The sequence below is a fragment of the Myxococcus sp. SDU36 genome, from assembly GCF_030168875.1.
Taxonomy (GTDB): domain Bacteria; phylum Myxococcota; class Myxococcia; order Myxococcales; family Myxococcaceae; genus Myxococcus; species Myxococcus vastator.
In genome coordinates this window covers 819138-834732 of record NZ_CP077414.1, presented here as the reverse complement: position 1 = coordinate 834732, position 15595 = coordinate 819138, and the positions used below count along the sequence as shown (strand labels likewise).

12 protein-coding genes are annotated in these 15595 nt (G+C 71.1%); 9 read left to right on the top strand and 3 right to left on the bottom strand.

The genetic code is table 11. The features are described 5' to 3' along the window. The first annotated feature begins 98 nt into the window (after nucleotides 1–98). From KGD87_RS03440 to KGD87_RS03415, 6 genes are all read left to right on the top strand, one after another. On the top strand, nucleotides 99–3422 hold the full coding sequence (locus KGD87_RS03440; protein ID WP_502888001.1) for a type 2 lanthipeptide synthetase LanM family protein: 3324 nt from the start codon (nucleotides 99–101) through the stop codon (nucleotides 3420–3422). Next, nucleotides 3419–3634: a mersacidin/lichenicidin family type 2 lantibiotic gene (locus KGD87_RS03435; RefSeq protein ID WP_284666128.1), complete on the top strand. Its 216-nt coding sequence runs from the start codon at nucleotides 3419–3421 to the stop codon at nucleotides 3632–3634. Before KGD87_RS03440 ends, KGD87_RS03435 begins: the two co-directional genes overlap by 4 nt. Before the next feature lie 29 nt (nucleotides 3635–3663). Continuing rightward, nucleotides 3664–3873: a mersacidin/lichenicidin family type 2 lantibiotic gene (locus KGD87_RS03430; RefSeq protein WP_284666127.1), complete on the top strand. Its 210-nt coding sequence runs from the start codon at nucleotides 3664–3666 to the stop codon at nucleotides 3871–3873. 68 nt (nucleotides 3874–3941) lie between these two features. Then, entirely contained in the window at nucleotides 3942–4157 is a 216-nt protein-coding gene (locus tag KGD87_RS03425) for a hypothetical protein (RefSeq protein WP_284666126.1), read from the top strand. After that, nucleotides 4154–6355, top strand: coding sequence for a peptidase domain-containing ABC transporter (locus KGD87_RS03420; RefSeq protein ID WP_284666125.1), 2202 nt, complete (start codon nucleotides 4154–4156; stop codon nucleotides 6353–6355). Before KGD87_RS03425 ends, KGD87_RS03420 begins: the two co-directional genes overlap by 4 nt. An 87-nt stretch (nucleotides 6356–6442) precedes the next feature. Then, complete coding sequence (locus KGD87_RS03415; protein WP_284666124.1) at nucleotides 6443–7888, top strand: amidase; 1446 nt, start codon at nucleotides 6443–6445, stop codon at nucleotides 7886–7888. A gap of 59 nt (nucleotides 7889–7947) precedes the next feature. Here KGD87_RS03415 and KGD87_RS03410 read toward each other — a convergent pair whose 3' ends face one another. After that, nucleotides 7948–9093, bottom strand: coding sequence for a proprotein convertase P-domain-containing protein (locus KGD87_RS03410; protein WP_284666123.1), 1146 nt, complete (start codon nucleotides 9091–9093; stop codon nucleotides 7948–7950). Nucleotides 9094–9282: 189 nt separating this feature from the next. Between KGD87_RS03410 and KGD87_RS03405 the strand changes: the two genes are divergently transcribed. Next, nucleotides 9283–11097 carry an NUDIX hydrolase gene (locus KGD87_RS03405; protein WP_284666122.1) on the top strand — a complete coding sequence of 605 codons (1815 nt, stop codon included), beginning with the start codon at nucleotides 9283–9285 and terminating at the stop codon, nucleotides 11095–11097. A 34-nt stretch (nucleotides 11098–11131) separates the two neighbouring features. On the opposite strand, the gene KGD87_RS03400 is transcribed toward KGD87_RS03405, so the two are convergent. Beyond that, on the bottom strand, nucleotides 11132–12187 hold the full coding sequence (locus KGD87_RS03400) for a hypothetical protein (protein WP_284666121.1): 1056 nt from the start codon (nucleotides 12185–12187) through the stop codon (nucleotides 11132–11134). Nucleotides 12188–12502: 315 nt separating this feature from the next. Between KGD87_RS03400 and KGD87_RS03395 the strand changes: the two genes are divergently transcribed. Both KGD87_RS03395 and KGD87_RS03390 read left to right on the top strand, forming a co-directional pair. Beyond that, nucleotides 12503–13390 carry an ATP-grasp domain-containing protein gene (locus tag KGD87_RS03395; RefSeq protein ID WP_284666120.1) on the top strand — a complete coding sequence of 296 codons (888 nt, stop codon included), beginning with the start codon at nucleotides 12503–12505 and terminating at the stop codon, nucleotides 13388–13390. A 141-nt stretch (nucleotides 13391–13531) separates the two neighbouring features. Beyond that, nucleotides 13532–14227, top strand: coding sequence for a hypothetical protein (locus KGD87_RS03390; RefSeq protein WP_284666119.1), 696 nt, complete (start codon nucleotides 13532–13534; stop codon nucleotides 14225–14227). Nucleotides 14228–14314: 87 nt separating this feature from the next. Here KGD87_RS03390 and KGD87_RS03385 read toward each other — a convergent pair whose 3' ends face one another. Next, nucleotides 14315–15475 carry a TIGR03118 family protein gene (locus tag KGD87_RS03385; protein ID WP_284666118.1) on the bottom strand — a complete coding sequence of 387 codons (1161 nt, stop codon included), beginning with the start codon at nucleotides 15473–15475 and terminating at the stop codon, nucleotides 14315–14317. Nucleotides 15476–15595: the final 120 nt, after the last annotated feature.

Here is a 15595-nt window from a genome sequence, read left to right as displayed (position 1 = left end):
ACACGCAAATATGAAATGACTTATCTGCATTACAGTCGTCTCCCTGATACGCCAACGAAGCCAGCTCACCGGGCCATGCCCAGGAAACGAGAGGACGCGTGGAAATCACGCAGAGGCAGGACGAGGCGACACCGGGAGCCAACACCCCGTCGCGGTTCGCACGCTGGGCACGGGCCACCACACTCACCGAGCGAGCTGAACTCACTCTCAAAACCAACACGACGCAACACGACACATCCGCTGCGGCGCGCAAGCGATTGGATGCATGGCGTCAGCAGGAGCCCTTCGGACAGGCGGACTGGTGGCAGCGCAGATTACAATCCTCGGGGCTGAGCGAGGCGGAGCTGCTCACGCTGCTGGAGGTGCCCACCGAGGCACCTTGGGCAACGCCTGCTGAAGCTCCCGGCTGGGTGCAGGTGCTGGAGCGCGCCTACGCGGAGCCCTCGCACGCGCCCGTCCGCTGGCCCGAGCACTCGGGGGGCCCGGACCGCTCGGCCTTCCTTCCCGTGGTGGAGCCGCTGGTGTCGCGCGCCGTGACGCAGCTCACCGCCGCGCTGACGCCCCTGAGGCACGCCGCGCCTGGGCTCGACCTGGAGCCGGGCGTCGTCGTCTCCACGATGCTGGGCCACCTGCCCCAGGTGCTGGCACCGGTGCTGGGCCGCGCCATGGTGGTGGAGCTGCATGCCGCGCAGTGGGAGGAGCTGCTCGCCGGAGACACCCCGGAGGCGCGCTTCCAGGACTTCACGAAGCGGCTGCGCCAGCCGCAGGTCGCCCTGGACATCCTGGAGCGTTACCCGGTGCTGGCCCGCTGCGTCGTCCTGCGCATCGCGGAGTGGGAGTCCAACTGCCTGGGGCTGATGAAGCGGCTGACGCGGGACGCGTCCCTGCTCTGGCAGTGGTTCAACGCGGGCCAGCCTCCCGGCGCGCTGGTGGAGGCACGCGGCGGCTTCTCCGACCCGCACCGGGGCGGTCAGGGCGTCTTCATCCTCCGCTTCGAGTCCGGGCTGCGGCTCGTCTACAAGCCGCGCTCGCTGGGAGCAGAGGCCGGGCTCCAGCAGCTCCTCACGTGGCTCAACGCGCGCGGCGCCACGCCCGTCATGAAGGGCGCGGAGGCGCTGGACCGAGGCGAATACGGGTGGATGGAGTACGTGGACCCCGCGCCGTGCGCGTCCACGGAGGAGGTCCGACGCTTCTACGAACGCCAGGGCGCCTACGTCGCGTTGATGCACGCGCTGGACGGCACGGACCTGCACTTCGAGAACCTCATCGCCGCGGGTGAGCACCCGGTGCTGGTGGACGTGGAGACGCTCTTCCACCCGCTGTCGGGCGCGCGCACGCTCCGAGACTCCGAGCACGCGGTGGAGGCGCCGCCGGTGTCGGTGCTCCGCAGTGGACTGCTGCCACAGCAGTTCTGGGGCACGCGCACGAAGGCTGGGGTGGACCTGAGCGGCTTGGGCGCTCAGGCAGGTCAGCTCACGCCGCAGGCGTACTTGATGACGGCGGAGCGCGGAACGGACCGGATGCGCTTCGAGCGACGGCCGGTGGCGATGCCCGGCGCCAACAACCTGCCACGCCTGGAGGGTGAGGCCGCGCCCGTGCTGGCCTACCGCGACGCGCTGGCCGACGGGTTCACCCGCATGTACGGCCTGCTGCTGGAGCACCGCGAGGCGCTGCTCGCCGAGGATGGGCCGCTGGCCGCCTTCGCGCGAGTGCCCATGCGCGTCCTCTTCCGCAACACGGCGGTGTATGGCGCGCTCCTTCACGAGAGCTACCACCCGCACGCGCTGGCGGACGGACTCGAGCGCCAGCGCTTCTTCGACCACCTGTGGCGCGCCGTGGTGCCTGTCCCGGACTTCGCGGCGCTCGTGCCCCTGGAGACGGAGCAGTTGGAGCGGGGAGACCTGCCGTACTTCACCGCGCGCGCCGATTCGAAGGACCTGGAGGCGGGCTCGGGCCAGCGCCTGCCGGACTTCTTCCAGGAGACGGGCATGGCGCGCGTGCGCCGCCGACTGGAGGGCCTGTCGCCAGAGGACCAGACGCGGCAGCGCTGGGTGCTGGAGCGCTCGCTGGATGTCCTGCTGCTGAGCTCGCGGACGGTGGCGCGGCCGAGCTATCCCTTCCGGGAGCACACCCCGCCGGGCCTCCGCGACGCGCTGCTCGCGGAAGCACGGCGCGCGGGCGAGCGGCTGCTGCCGTTGGCCTTCGCGCGCCGTGACGAAGCGCACTGGCTCGGCCTGGATGCGGGAGACGGCGGCTGGAGGCTCGGGTCACCAGGGCCGGATGTGTTCCAGGGCCGCGCGGGCATCGCGCTCGCGCTGGGCTACCTGGGGGACGTCACGCGAGACGCGCGCTTCACGCGGCTGGCGCGGGCCACGCTGCGCACCCAGGCGCGCCTCCTGGCGGAGGAGCCCGCCAGCGTGGTGGGGCTGGGCATCCTCAACGGCTGGGGCGGCATCCTCTACGCGCTGACGCACCTGGGCGTGCTGTGGAAGGACGACGCGCTCCTGGACGAGGCCGTTGGGTACGTGCGGCGGCTGCGGCCCCTGGTGGAGAAGGACACGGTGCTGGACGTGGGCGCGGGCGCCGCGGGCTGCCTCCTGGCGCTGCTGGTGCTCGGGGAGCACCGTCCGTCGGACACGCTGTGGGCCACGGTGGACGCCTGCGGCCAACGGCTGCTGGAGACGTCCACGCCCCAGGACCGAGGCGCGGCCTGGATTTGCGAGGCCGCGGGGGACCGCTACCTCGCGGGCATGGCGCACGGCGCCGCGGGCGTCAGCCTGGCGCTGCTGCGGCTGTTCGCGCGGACGGGCGATACGCGCCTGCGTGATGCGGCGCTCGCGGGCATGGAGTACGAGCGCGGGCTCTATACGCCCGAGGAGCGCAACTGGCCCGACCTGCGCGTGGGCGCGAAGGAGCTGGCGGCGGCCTCGGACGGGGCCGAGCACTTCCTCTGGGCATGGTGCACCGGCGCCCCCGGCATCGGCCTGGCGCGGCTGTCCGGCCTCCCCTTCGTGGACGACGCCGCGGTGCGCGAGGAGATTGCCATCGCGCTGGACTCCACGCTGGCGCGAGGCTTCGGCCGCAACCACGGCTTGTGTCACGGTGACCTGGGCAACGCGGACTTCCTGCTGGAAGCGGCGGCCACGCTCGGGGACTCGAAGCTCCAGGAGCGCACGAACGCGGTGGCGGGCGGCATCCTGCGCGGCATCTCCGAGCACGGCTACCTCTTCGGCCTGCAGGGCAGCACGGAGACGCCGGGCATGATGGTGGGCCTGGCGGGCATCGCCTACGGACTGGCGCGGCTGGCCATGCCGGAGCGCTTGCCCTCGCTGCTGGCTGTCGCGCCTCCACGAATCGTCCGAGGTGAAGGGCTGGGCACCTCGGATGGCCGTCCCTCCAGCCGTGTCCAGGAGCAGTCATGAGCCAGAAGAAGGAACACATCCTCCGCGCTTGGCGTGACCCCGAGTACTTCAACAGCCTGACGTCGGAGGAGCGCGCGTCCCTGCCCGCCAATCCCGCCGCCGAGTTGGAGCTGGGGGATGACCTCCTGGAGGTCATCACCGGCGGCGACTTCTGTCTGCCCGGCCAGTCCAGCCCCTACTGCACGCCGTGCCCGCCGTTCCACTGCTTCTGAGCCACCCCCTTTCACATTCAGGAGCAGTCATGAGCAAGAAAGAACACATCCTCCGTGCGTGGCGTGACCCCGAGTACTTCAACAGCCTGACGTCGGAGGAGCGCGCGTCCCTGCCCGCCAACCCCGCCGCCGAGCTGGAGCTGGGGGACGACCTCCTGGAGAGCATCTCGGGTGCGGACAGCTGCGAGCAGTTCGGCAGCTACCACTGCACGCCGTGCCCGCCCTTCGTTTGCATGTAGCGAAGGCACAGGGGGCCTGGCTCAGTCCCGGGCCAGTCCCCCACCCCATGCGCTAACGTCCCGCCACGATGCAGCCACCCACCGACGGCCGCCCCTCCATCTTCCGCAAGGAAGCCCTGGCGCACTACCAGCGCGTCGTGCAGGACGAAGGCGATTTGCTGCGCATCGGTGGCCGGTGGACGCGGTGGACCTTCGCGCTCCTGTTCTTCTTCGGCCTCGCGCTGGCGCTCGGTGTCCTGGCGTGGCCGGCGCTCATTGCCCCGGAAGGGAACATGCCGCCATGACGGCCGAGGCGCCGCGGCAACCCCTGCGCCGATGGAGGCTCGGCCTGCGCAAGCGCGTGCCCGAAGTGCGGCAGATGACGATGACGGACTGTGGCGCCGCCTGTCTGGCCATGGTGCTGGCCTACCATGGCCGCCACATGGGCCTGGACGCGGTGCGCGAGGTGACAGGCCCCGGACGTGACGGCGCCAGCGCGAAGGCGCTGAAGGCCGCCGCCCAGAAGCTGGGCCTGCGCGTGCGCGCCATCTCCGTGGACCTGGACCGCCTGCCCTTCCTGCCTCCGGCCACCATCCTCCACTGGCGCTTCACGCACTACGTTGTCTTCGAGCGGCTGGGCCGCGGCTGGGTCGAGGTGGTGGACCCCGACCAGGGCCGCCGCCGCGTCTCCCTGGAGCAGTTCAGCCAGTGCTTCACCGGCGTGGCGCTGCTGCTGGAGCCATCCGAGAGCTTCCAGCCGGGTCACACGCGGCGCGGGCCCTACCGCTACCTGGTGCCCCTGGTGAAGCGGCAGGCCGGCACGCTGGGGAAGGTGCTCGCGCTGTCCGCCGTGCTCCAGGTGCTGACGCTGGCGGTGCCGCTGCTCACCGGCATGGTGGTGGACCGCGTGGTGCCCCGGCAGGACTACTCGCTGATGGGCGTGCTGTCCGCGGCGCTCGCTGGCGTGCTGCTCTTCGAGCTGCTCTCGTCGGTGGTGCGCGGCCAGCTCCTGGTGGAGCTGCGCACGCGGCTGGACTCGCAAATGACGCAGGGGCTCCTGGACCACCTGGTGAGCCTGGCCTACCCCTTCTTCCAGCTTCGGCCCGCGGGCGACTTGCTGACGCGGCTGGGCTCGCAGCAGGCCATCCGCGAGCTGCTCTCCACCGGCCTCTTGTCCAGCGCGCTCGACGGTGCGCTGGTGCTGCTCTACCTGGGCCTGCTGCTGGCGGCGGACGCGTCGCTGGGGCTGCTGGTGGTGGGCCTGGGCCTGTTGCAGGTGCTGGTGTTCGCGCTGCCCCGGGCCCGCCAGCGCAGCCACCTTTCGCGCAGCCTGGACATGGGCGTGCGCAGCCAGAGCTACCTGATGGCCATGCTGTCCGGCATGCAGACGCTCAAGGCCTTCGGCGTGGAGGGCCGCATGGTGGGCAGCTACGCCAACCTCTACGTGGACCTGCTCAACGTGGAGCTGGAGCGCGGCCGGCTCTCCGCCTGGCTGGACGCGCTGACGGGCACGCTGCGCCGCGTGTCCCCGCTGGTGCTGCTGTCCGTGGGTGCGTGGCGCGTGCTGGACGGCGCGATGTCGCTGGGACAGATGCTGAGCCTCAACGCGCTGGCCACCGCGTTGCTGGTGCCCCTGTCCAACCTGCTGGGCACCGGCGGGCAGCTCCAGTTCCTGAGCACCTACCTGGAGCGCATCAACGACGTGCTGGACACACCTCCCGAGCGCGACGCGGCGCACCAGGGCCGCGCGCCCACGCTGCGCGGCGCCATCACCCTGGAGGACGTGCGCTTCCGCTACAACCCCCACTCCGCCTGGGTGGTGCAGGGCGTGTCGGTCAGCGTGGAGCCGGGGCAGATGGTGGCGCTCGTCGGCCGCTCGGGCGCGGGCAAGAGCACCCTGGCGCACCTGCTACTGGGGCTCTACCTGCCCACCTCCGGACACGTCCGGTATGACGGCGCGGAGCTGGGCGAGCTGGACTTGCGCGCGGTGCGCAGTCAGTTGGGCGTGGTGCTGCAGGACGCCTCGTTCTTCAACGCGTCGCTGAGGGAGAACATCACCCTGAGCGACCCGGACATGGACATGGACCGTGTCGTGGAGGCCGCGAAGCGGGCCCACATCCACGACGACATCATGGCCATGCCCATGCAGTACGACACGCCGCTGACGGACCGGGGCCTCTCCATGTCCGGCGGCCAGCGGCAGCGGCTGGCCCTGGCCCGCGCCCTGGTGCGCAGGCCCGCCATCCTCCTGCTGGATGAAGCCACCAGCGCCCTGGACGCCACCACCGAGGCGAACGTGCAGCAGGCACTGGCGTCCTTGAAGTGCACGCGCGTCGTCATCGCCCACCGGCTCAGCACGGTGCGCAACGCCGACACCATCCTCGTCATGGAGGCCGGCCAGGTGGTGGAGGTGGGCCGGCACCAGGAGCTGCTGGAGCGCCAAGGCACCTACGCGTCCCTGGTGAATGCACAAAGGGAGGAGCGCACCCAGGCGACGGGCTGAGGCGCCTGGAGTACGACCTGGGATTCATGAATATCCTGCTTCCCGCGCCCGGTCCGCCGCATGTCCACCGGCGCCCGCGAGGGATTCATGAACCTGGATGACTACAGCCGCTTTGACGCAGTGGGATTGGCGGAGCTGGTACGTCGGAAGGAAGTCACGCCCGAAGAGCTGCTCCGGGTGGCGGTGGAGGCCATCCACCGCGTCAACCCGGCGCTGAACGCCGTCATCGACCTGCGAGAGGGCGAGGCGCGCGACGCGCTGAAGCAAGACATCCCCGACGGCCCCTTCCGGGGTGTGCCCTTCCTCATCAAGGACATTGGCGTGCACGCCGCGGGGGTACCCACCGACATGGGCAGCCGGATGGCCCAGGGGACGGTGTTCCCCCATGACAGCGCGTTGATGGCGCGCTACCGGCGCGCGGGACTGGTGCTCCTGGGTCGGACGAACGCGCCGGAGTTCGGCAACAACGCCACCACGGAGCCGGTGCTGCACGGGCCCACGCGCAATCCGTGGGACGTGAAGCGCAGTCCGGGCGGCTCCAGCGGCGGCTCTGCGGCGGCGGTGGCGGCGGGCATCGTCCCGGTGGCCCACGGCAACGACGGCGGCGGCTCGCTGCGCATCCCCGCGTCGCTGTGCGGCGTCTTCGGGCTGAAGCCCACGCGTGGCCGCAACTCGCTGGGGCCGGACGCGGGTGACTTCATCTTCGGCATGGGCATCGAGCACGTACTGTCCCGCAGCGTTCGCGACAGCGCGGCCATGCTGGACGCCACCCAGGGCCCGGAGGCAGGCGACCCGTACTTCGCGCCGCCGCCTCGGAGGCCCTACCTGGAGGAAGTGGGCCGCGCGCCGGGCCGGCTGCGCATCGCGCTGATGACGGAGGCCCCCATGGGCGCTCCGGTGAGCGCCGAATGTGTGGAGGCCGCGCGAGCGGCGGCGAAGCTGTGTACGGAGCTGGGCCACGAAGTCGTCGAAGCCGCGCCCGAGCACGACGGCCAGTTGCTGCACGAGGCCGTCTCCACCGTCTGGTCAGCGACCATGGCCTCCCTGGTGGGCATGCTGAGCCAGTTCTCCGGGCGCGACCCGGGGCCGGAGCTGCTCGAGGCCACCACCTGGGCGGTGGTGCGCCATGGCCGCGAGCTGAAGGCCACGGACCTGCAACGGGCGCTCGGCGTGTTCAACTTCGTGTCACGGCAGGTGGGCGCCTTCTTCCAACAGTACGACGTGCTGCTGTCGCCCACGGTGGCGGCGCCGCCCTTCCCGCTGGGCCTGCTGGACGCCAACGCGCCCCGGACGGCCCGCGAGTGGTACGACCACGCGTTCGGCCACTGCCCCTTCACCGCGCTGTTCAACGTCACCGGGCAGCCCGCCATGTCCGTGCCGTTGCATTGGAGCGCGGAGGGCCTGCCCATCGGCGTTCAGTTCGCCGGACGGTACGCCGACGAGGCCACGCTGTTCCAACTGGCGGGGCAGCTCGAGCAGGCGCGGCCCTGGGCCCAGCGGCTGCCACCGGTGCACGTCACCCGGCCCGCGTAGCCGCCGTGAGACGCGCGGTGGGCCCTCGAAGCGAGAAGGCCCACCGCGAAGCAGCCGGCTCAGTCGTAGCGGCTGGTGAGCTTCAGCGTCCACGAGCGCAGCGTGCCGCTGCCCACGCCGGACGGGTTGGCGACGTGCAGCTTCCAGCGGCCGTTGATGCTGCCGTCGCGCGGAATGCCCCGCGTCACGACGATGCGCGAGGGCGGCGTGCCCTCGTTCGGGCCGTCCCACAGCAGGGCCGTCTCGCCACCCGGGTCCTCCAGCGTCAGCACCAGCCGGTGCGGCGCGGTGTGGACGATGTCCAGCTCCACGTTGATGTCCATGGGCACCGTGGCCAGCCCCACCACGACGAGCGGCGCCGTCACCAGCGGGTTCGTCGACTGGAGCTTCAGGTCGGAGTACTCGATGAAGGAGGCGCCCATCCACGCCGGGGCGCAGTAGCCCTCCACCCAGCCCGACGCCAGGCCGATGCAGATGAGCTGCTCCGACGGGCACGCCACGAAGCGGGAGCACATGTCCCCGTTGCCCGCGACATACGAGGCGTCCACGCAGCGGCCATAGGGGCTGGAGCCGTCACCGGGGCGGCCCTCGCAGACGAGCCCCGGCTGACAGATGCCAGGGCCCGTGCACGGGTCACCTTCGGCCGCCTGCTGCGTGTGGGCCTTGAGCTGCCCCATCGCGACGGCGTTCACGTTCGCCAGCCGCGACAGTTGCACCATGTGGGCGATGGGGCGCGCCGCGACGAGGCTCTGCACCGCCGCCGCGGGGATGCCAAAGACGGTCTGCAGATTCGACGCGCTCTGCGTGTTCGCCGCGTGGATGGCGCGGCGGGCCTCCGCCAGGTTGAAGGCCACGCCGTGGAAGGTCCCCACGTGCCCGTCCACCGGCAACGCCACGCGGCCCGTGCCCTTGGCGTACGCCTCCAGCGCCGCGAGCGCCGCGGGGCCCACCTGCGGCACCGCGTCCACCTGTTCGATGCTCACGAACCGGCGGTCATCGCCCGTGTGGAGCACGCCGTCCGGCCCCTCGCGGTAGTCAATCAGCGCCTGCGCCGCCAGGGCGTTCAGCGGCACCTCCAGGTCCAGCACGGTGAAGGAGATGGAGTAGTCGTTGAGGAAGGACAGCACGCCCTCCGCCGCGGGCGTCCCCGTGGCCAGCGCCTGCGCCTGCGTTCCGAGCACAACCGCCTCGTGCTCGGCGTCCATGGACGTCGGGGCGCCACAGCTGATCAGCGCCGGAAGAACCGTGGATAGCGAAATAAACAAGGGAAGTTTGAGTTTCATGCGCACCGTGTAGCGCAAGACTTGTCCGGCGCACAGGACGTCACCCGTGCGTGACGCAATCCAACCGAACCCGTGGGGAATAGGCCCACCTCCGTGGCAGTCTTGCGCGCCATGCGAATCCCCCACGCGCTGTCCCTGGGCGCCGCCGCCGTCCTGGCGCTGTCGGCACAGGCCGCCGCCCCCAGCCGTCCTTCCCCCACCCTGCCGTCGGGCTACTGGCCGGAGGAGAAGGTGGCCGAGGTCCTCGCCAAGACGCAGGAGGTCCGCCTGTCGCCGGACCTCTCCCGCCTCACGCCCGACGAGCAGGCGGCGGTGAAGGACCTGCTGGAGGTGGGCGCCATCTTCCAGGGCCTGTACGAGTCCTCGCGCCACCACCAGGCGCTCCCGGCGCTCGCGAAGCTGGAGGCGCTGGACAAGAAGCTGGGCGGCCCCCAGCGCACGCGGGATTTGCTCACGCTGTACCGCCTGTACCAGGGCCCCATCGCCAGCACCCTGAGCAACGCGCGGGAGGCGTTCCTCCCGGTGGACGCGCAGGTGGCCTCGCGCAACGTGTATCCGGTGGACGTGACGCGGGCGGAGGTGGACGCCTTCCTGGCCGCGAACCCCGGCGAGCGCCAGGCCCTGCTGAGCGAGAAGACGGTGGTCCGCCGCGCCACGGCCGCCAACCTGCGCCAGGACGTGAAGGTCCTCCAGGCGCACCCGGTGCTGGACACGCTGCACCCGGGCCTGCGCCAGGCGCTGCAAGCGAAGGCGAAGCGGCCCGACGCCAAGGCGCTCTACGCGGTGCCGTACGCGGTGGCCTATGGGCCGGAGCTGGTGAAGGCCTACGGGCTGGTGATGCGCGCGGCGCAGCGGCTGGAGGCCAGCGACGCGGAGCTGGCGCGCTACCTGCGCAACCGCGCGCGGGACTTGCTCAGCAACGACTACGAGAGCGGCGACGCGGCGTGGGTGACGGGCCGCTTCCAGAAGCTCAACGTGCAGTTGGGCGCGTATGAGACGTATGACGACGCGCTCTTCGGCGTGAAGGCGTTCCACAGCCTGTCGGTGCTGCTGAGCAACGAGGCGGCCACGCAGGCGCTGCGCAAGCGTCTGGGCGGGCTCCAGGCGGTGGAGGACGCGCTGCCCTACACCGCGAAGAAGCGCGTGCGCGAGGACATCCCCGTGGGCGTCTACGAAGTCATCGCCGACTTCGGCCAGTCGCGCGGCACCAACACCGCGAGCATCCTCCCCAACGACGCGCTCGCCGCGCGCCGCTACGGCCGCACCATCCTCCTGAGGGAGAACATCATGCGCAACCCGGAGCTGTTCGCGTCCGACGAGCGCATCTGGCGCGCCGCGGTGGTGGACGCCCACGCCCGGGAGCTGGTCTCCGAAGGCAACTTCCAGCGCACCCTCTGGCACGAGGTGGGCCACTACCTGGGGCCGGACCGCGACCGGGCGGGGCGCACGCTGGACGACGCGCTGGAGGACTACGCGGGCGCCGTGGAGGAGATGAAGGCGGACCTGGTGAGCCTCTTCTCGCTGCAGGCCTTCCACAAGAAGGGCACGCTGGACGCCGCCGGGCTGCGCGCGGTGCAGGCCTCCGGCATCCGCCGCACGCTCCAGAACGTGCGCCCGCGCGAGGACCAGCCCTACCAGCGCATGCAGTTGGTGCAGTTCAACTGGTTCCTGGAGCACGGCCTCATCCAGGCGGACCCGCGGACGGCGCGCCTGAGCATCCAGTACGACAAGTACCCGGCCGTCGTGACGGCGCTGCTGGAGCAGGTGCTCGCGCTCCAGCACGGGGGCGACAAGGCGGCCACCGCGGCCTTCTTCCAGCGGTGGAGCGCCTGGACGCCGGAGCTGCACGAGAAGCTGGCGGCGCGCATCCGCGAGGCGCAGGGCGCCCGCTTCCGGCTGGTCCGTTACGACGCGCTGGGGGACTGAGCCGGAAGCGGGCGGCTCCCGCCAAGGCCCGGACTCAGGCGTCCGGCGGGAGCACGGGCCGCAGGACGGCGACCGCGTACATACCGGCGCTCGCGTTTGGCGTCCCCTGGGCCGCGGAGTACTGGGCCTCCGCGTGGATGTACGTGCTCACGTCCTCGAGCGCGGAGTCGCCGGTGAACTCGTGCACGTACACGCCCCCCTGCGCGGAATCATTGGAGGTGCCGCCGAGCAGCGCCCAGTCCTCCGGCGCGGACTGCGTCAGGCGATAGCCCTCCTCGGTCCGCTCGACGACCACCCAGTGACCGGTGACGTTGTTGGCCGCGGCGCCGCCATAGTTGAGCGGGCGCATGATGACCGCGCTCATCTCACCAACCTCCATGTCCTCCAAGGATTCGAGGGTGGAGACGGCGCCTCCTGAGCTCAGCTGATTGGGCACCAAGGCGAACTCCACCTCCGTCGCCTCGAAGCGCAGCGGCGGCCCGCCCCCGGAGTCCAACTCGACGGGGATGGGCTGGCCGCCCGGCAGTTCCGCCTCGGAGATGCCGCCCGAGCTCGGGTCGAGCCCCTCCCTGTAACCACTGCCCAGATGCTCACCGAAGGCGCCCGATTCCACCAACTGATCCCAGATGGCTCCGGAGGAGCGCACGCGGTGTTCCATCAGCACCGCGTCGATGGACTCGGCGGTGGTCCACTGAGGGAGGGCTTCCAGCAGCTCGTCGAACGCGGTGGCCGCGCAGTAGCTCGCACCCGGCACCGTCCCGGCGACCACCTCGGCGACACGCTGGCTGTAGGACGTCCCGTCCTGGTGACTCAACTCGCCCAGCGATAGGCCCCCGAACGCCGGGCTGTCGACCTGCGGCGTCACGGGCGTGAACCCAGGCGCCGTGGGCGTGGGCGGTTGATACTGCACGAGCACCGGGGCCCCCGGCGACTCCCCCGTGAGGTTGGGCCCCCTGGCGCGTGTGCTCCCCGTCAGCTCGAAGGAGGAGCGCCCGGAGTCAAACCGGGCTGCCGCGGGGGCCTGCCCTCGCGCGGTGTTGACGGTGCTGGCGGTGTTGGAAGCGGCCTTGGGCTGAAGCTGGCGGCGCATGAGCTCCAAGGCCTGGAGCTGCGCTGTGGACGACGACGCAATACGAGATGAACTGGACACGACGGACTCCCCCTCTGTTGTGACAGCTACCGGGTCCCCCAGGACCCGATGAAACATTCTACGCTGAACAGAAGATTCAACAACACCCCAAGTGAATCAATGCGGACTCAGGGAGCCACTCCACCCAGGGCGTAGGGGGCTGTATTCGCTCCCGTCACTTGCGGCGGCGTCACGGAAGCGGCCGTCAGGGTTCGCGCGCGCACGCGTCGGAGGTGCCCCCCCCACACACCGCCACCTTTGATGCGAGGCTTCTGGATGCCAAGCTCCCGACGTCCGTCTCACGCGCGCGCCATCCTCTTCGGCCGGAATCCCACCCAGGACGACCCCTTCGACGTGGAGGCCGACGCGGTTGAAGCGCTCGGGGTCGACACCTACCAGGCCGACCTGGGGGCACTCCTCTCCGGCAATGCCGAACAGGCACTGTCCACCCTCCCGGAGCGCGGCAGGCTCCGGCTCCTCTACCGCGGCTGGATGTTGACGGAGGAGGAGTACACCGCGCTGGACGAAGCCGTGTCCGCCCTGGGCCACCGGCTGACGACGACGCCCGAGCAGTACGCGGCGGCGCTCTACCTGCCCAACTGGTACCCCCAGCTCTCCCGCTACACCGCCCGCAGCGTCTGGACGGAGGGCACGGACGCGGCGGAGGCCTGGCACGCGGCCCAGGATCTCGGCCCGCGGCCCTGGCTGGTGAAGGACCATGTGAAGTCGGCCAAGGAGCGCTGGGACGACGCCTGCTTCATCCCCGAGGGCACGACGCAGGCACGCTTTGAGCAGATTTGCGCCAACCTCGTCGACGAGCGCGGAGACCGCTTCGAACGCGGGCTCGTTGTCCGCAAGTTCCTCCCCTTCAAGGAATACGGCCGCACGCCAGCGGGCCCGGCCCACGTCGAGTTCCGGCTCTTCTTCGGAGGCGGCCGGCTCCTCGCGGCTGAGCCGTACCACGAGTTCGACGTCGACGTGCCGGACTTCACCGGCTTCGAGCCCCTGGCCCGGCGCATCGACTCGCCCTTCCTCACCCTGGACGTGGCCATGCTCCAGGACGGGGGCTGGGCGGTGGTCGAGGTGAACGACGGCGGCGTCTCCGGACTGCCACCTGGGCTGGACCCGCGCGCGCTCTTCGAGGCGCTGCTCGCCCCTCGCTGACAGCGCGGCGACCGCCACTTCCCGGGACTGCCCCACCCCACGCGGCGGGGGCGTGTGGCGCGCCGAGCGGTGCGCCGCCGCTTTCACCCTCCCCCCGGATGCGCACAGTTTCGGACAGGACCCTATGACCGGGAGGAAGGCATGGCGCAGCCAGGCAGGCGTCGCATGTACCTGGGGGTGGCCGGCACGGCCGTGATGCTGCTGGGAGGCTGTGCCACCCAGCGCTCCAGCGCGAAGGTGGAGAAGGAGTGGGTGGCGCGCGTCCCGCCCGGCGACCTGGGAGACGTGCGCCAGGCGCAGCTCACGGAGGAGCAGGCCCAGGAGCAAATCACCCGCGCCCAGGTGGCCAGCCAGGACGCCGAGGCCGCGCGAGAGGTCGCCCAGCGCAACGAGGACGCCGCGAAGGCCCGCCACGAAGCAGGTGAGGCAGCGCTCGAGGTCGCGCAGGCGACGGGTGACGTCGCGGCCATCGAGCGGGCCCAGCACGCCGCCTGCACGGCCCAGCACGCCCTCACCCTGGCCGAGGCGGAGACCGCCTGGCGCGACGACGCGGTGACGACGTCGAAGTCCCTGGAGGTCATGCGCCAGCGGGAGCTGGACGTGGCCGACGCCCAGCTCGAACAGGCGGAGTACGAAGCCGTCAACGCCAACGCGGACGTCCGTGCGAAGGAGCTGTCCCCTGGCGACTTCTCCAGCGCCGTCGCCGACGCCCGGCGAAAGGCGGCGGAGCAGCAACGGCAGGTGGACGCCAACCTCCAGCGCGAACAGCAGGCCAAGGCGCGCTGGCAGCAACTGCAGGACCAGGGCTACGGAGGCAGCGGCTCGCAGCAGCCCTGAGCCGCGCCTTCACGGCGTAGCGCCCCACGTGACAGCGCGGGCCGGAGCAACGTGCTCCGGCCCGCGCCGCCCATGTCTTCATCCGGCTCACTGCACCTCGGGCCCCCGAGGCGCCTTCCACGGGGGCAGGCCCTGCGGACACGCGGGCATCATGTCGAGCCGGCCATAGAGGCCCTGCGTCTCATCCGCGGGCCCCGCGGTGAAGAAGAGCGCCTGGGCAGGCCCATTGCCGAAGCTCAGGGCCCAGAGCCCGTCGACCACGACAGGCTGCCCGTCCGGCCGAGTGAGCGCACCCGCCCAGGCGCCCGAGGCCAGGTCATACGCGTGGATGGTGCCATCCCCGAAGTTGCCCACCAGCAGGTGGTTGCTGAACTGCCCGAAGCCCGCCGGCGCCAGGGCCATGCCCCACGGCGCGTTGAGCGCCCCCTGAGACGCGAACCGACGCAGCAACTGTCCGTTCAGGTCGAAGGCGTTGATGTAGCCCGCGCCCATGCCGGGGACGTCATCCGTGAGTCCCGCGTCCTGCTGCGCATACGAGACGTAGAGGGTGCCCTCGACGTTCTGGATGTTGAAGGGCGCATACCCGGCGGGCAGGGACGGGTCCTCGAAGGCACCGGGCATCGGCATGCGCGTGAAGCGGGAGTTGAAGACGTCGATTCGCCCGTTCCGGAAGTCCGCCGCGTACAGCATGGCGTCCGCCCCGCTGCCCGCCAGCGCGAGCCCCTTGTACACGGCGCCCGCGGTGGAGCTGTCCGCGACAACCATCGCCCAGGATTCGTCCACCATGGGTGCCCAGGCGGCCAGGAGGCCCTGCTCCGTGGCGAAGATGAAGCGGGCAGGCCCCGAGACGCCCGTCCCCGACACGACGAACGCTTCCGAACCATTGAACACCACGCCGGTGGGCGTCCCCAACTCGGCCACGCCCGGCGGCGCGGGGATGCCCACGATGAGGGGCTGCTGGCCCCCGCTGCCGTCATAGAGCGACGACGTGCCCGTGCCGTTGTTCGCCACCCACGAGACACCCGTCGGGTTGAAGGCCAGGCCCCACGGGTTGATGAGGTGCGGGTCGACGTTCTCCGCGCCCAGCGCGGGACTGTTGGCGACGAGGTTGCGCTGCGTGTATCCGCCCGCCACCGAGCAGGCAGCCGGCGGCGCGGGTGGCATCGCCGCCCTGGCGACCGGCACGGTGAAGACGGCGACGGACGCGGACAGCACCCCTTGCATCAACGTGGGCCTGCGAGTGTTCATCACGATTCCCCCCTCTGAGGCGGCGAACCGCCGCGTGCTCATTGAGCAACAAGCTGGGAGGGCGTCTTCGGATGAACAACCCGAACTGCTGCCCAGTCGCATTGCGCACCGGACGGCAAT

Bases quoted from the DNA above. Each gene is read 5' to 3' on its own strand.
- KGD87_RS03435 (WP_284666128.1), top strand. From the start codon at position 3,419: ATGAGCCAGAAGAAGGAACACATCCTCCGCGCTTGGCGTGACCCCGAG.
- KGD87_RS03430 (WP_284666127.1), top strand. From the start codon at position 3,664: ATGAGCAAGAAAGAACACATCCTCCGTGCGTGGCGTGACCCCGAGTAC.
- KGD87_RS03425 (WP_284666126.1), top strand. From the start codon at position 3,942: ATGCAGCCACCCACCGACGGCCGCCCCTCCATCTTCCGCAAGGAAGCC.
- KGD87_RS03420 (WP_284666125.1), top strand. From the start codon at position 4,154: ATGACGGCCGAGGCGCCGCGGCAACCCCTGCGCCGATGGAGGCTCGGC.
- KGD87_RS03415 (WP_284666124.1), top strand. From the start codon at position 6,443: ATGAACCTGGATGACTACAGCCGCTTTGACGCAGTGGGATTGGCGGAG.
- KGD87_RS03410 (WP_284666123.1), bottom strand. From the start codon at position 9,093: ATGGACGCCGAGCACGAGGCGGTTGTGCTCGGAACGCAGGCGCAGGCG.
- KGD87_RS03405 (WP_284666122.1), top strand. From the start codon at position 9,283: ATGCGAATCCCCCACGCGCTGTCCCTGGGCGCCGCCGCCGTCCTGGCG.
- KGD87_RS03400 (WP_284666121.1), bottom strand. From the start codon at position 12,187: ATGCGCCGCCAGCTTCAGCCCAAGGCCGCTTCCAACACCGCCAGCACC.
- KGD87_RS03395 (WP_284666120.1), top strand. From the start codon at position 12,503: ATGCCAAGCTCCCGACGTCCGTCTCACGCGCGCGCCATCCTCTTCGGC.
- KGD87_RS03390 (WP_284666119.1), top strand. From the start codon at position 13,532: ATGGCGCAGCCAGGCAGGCGTCGCATGTACCTGGGGGTGGCCGGCACG.
- KGD87_RS03385 (WP_284666118.1), bottom strand. From the start codon at position 15,475: ATGAACACTCGCAGGCCCACGTTGATGCAAGGGGTGCTGTCCGCGTCC.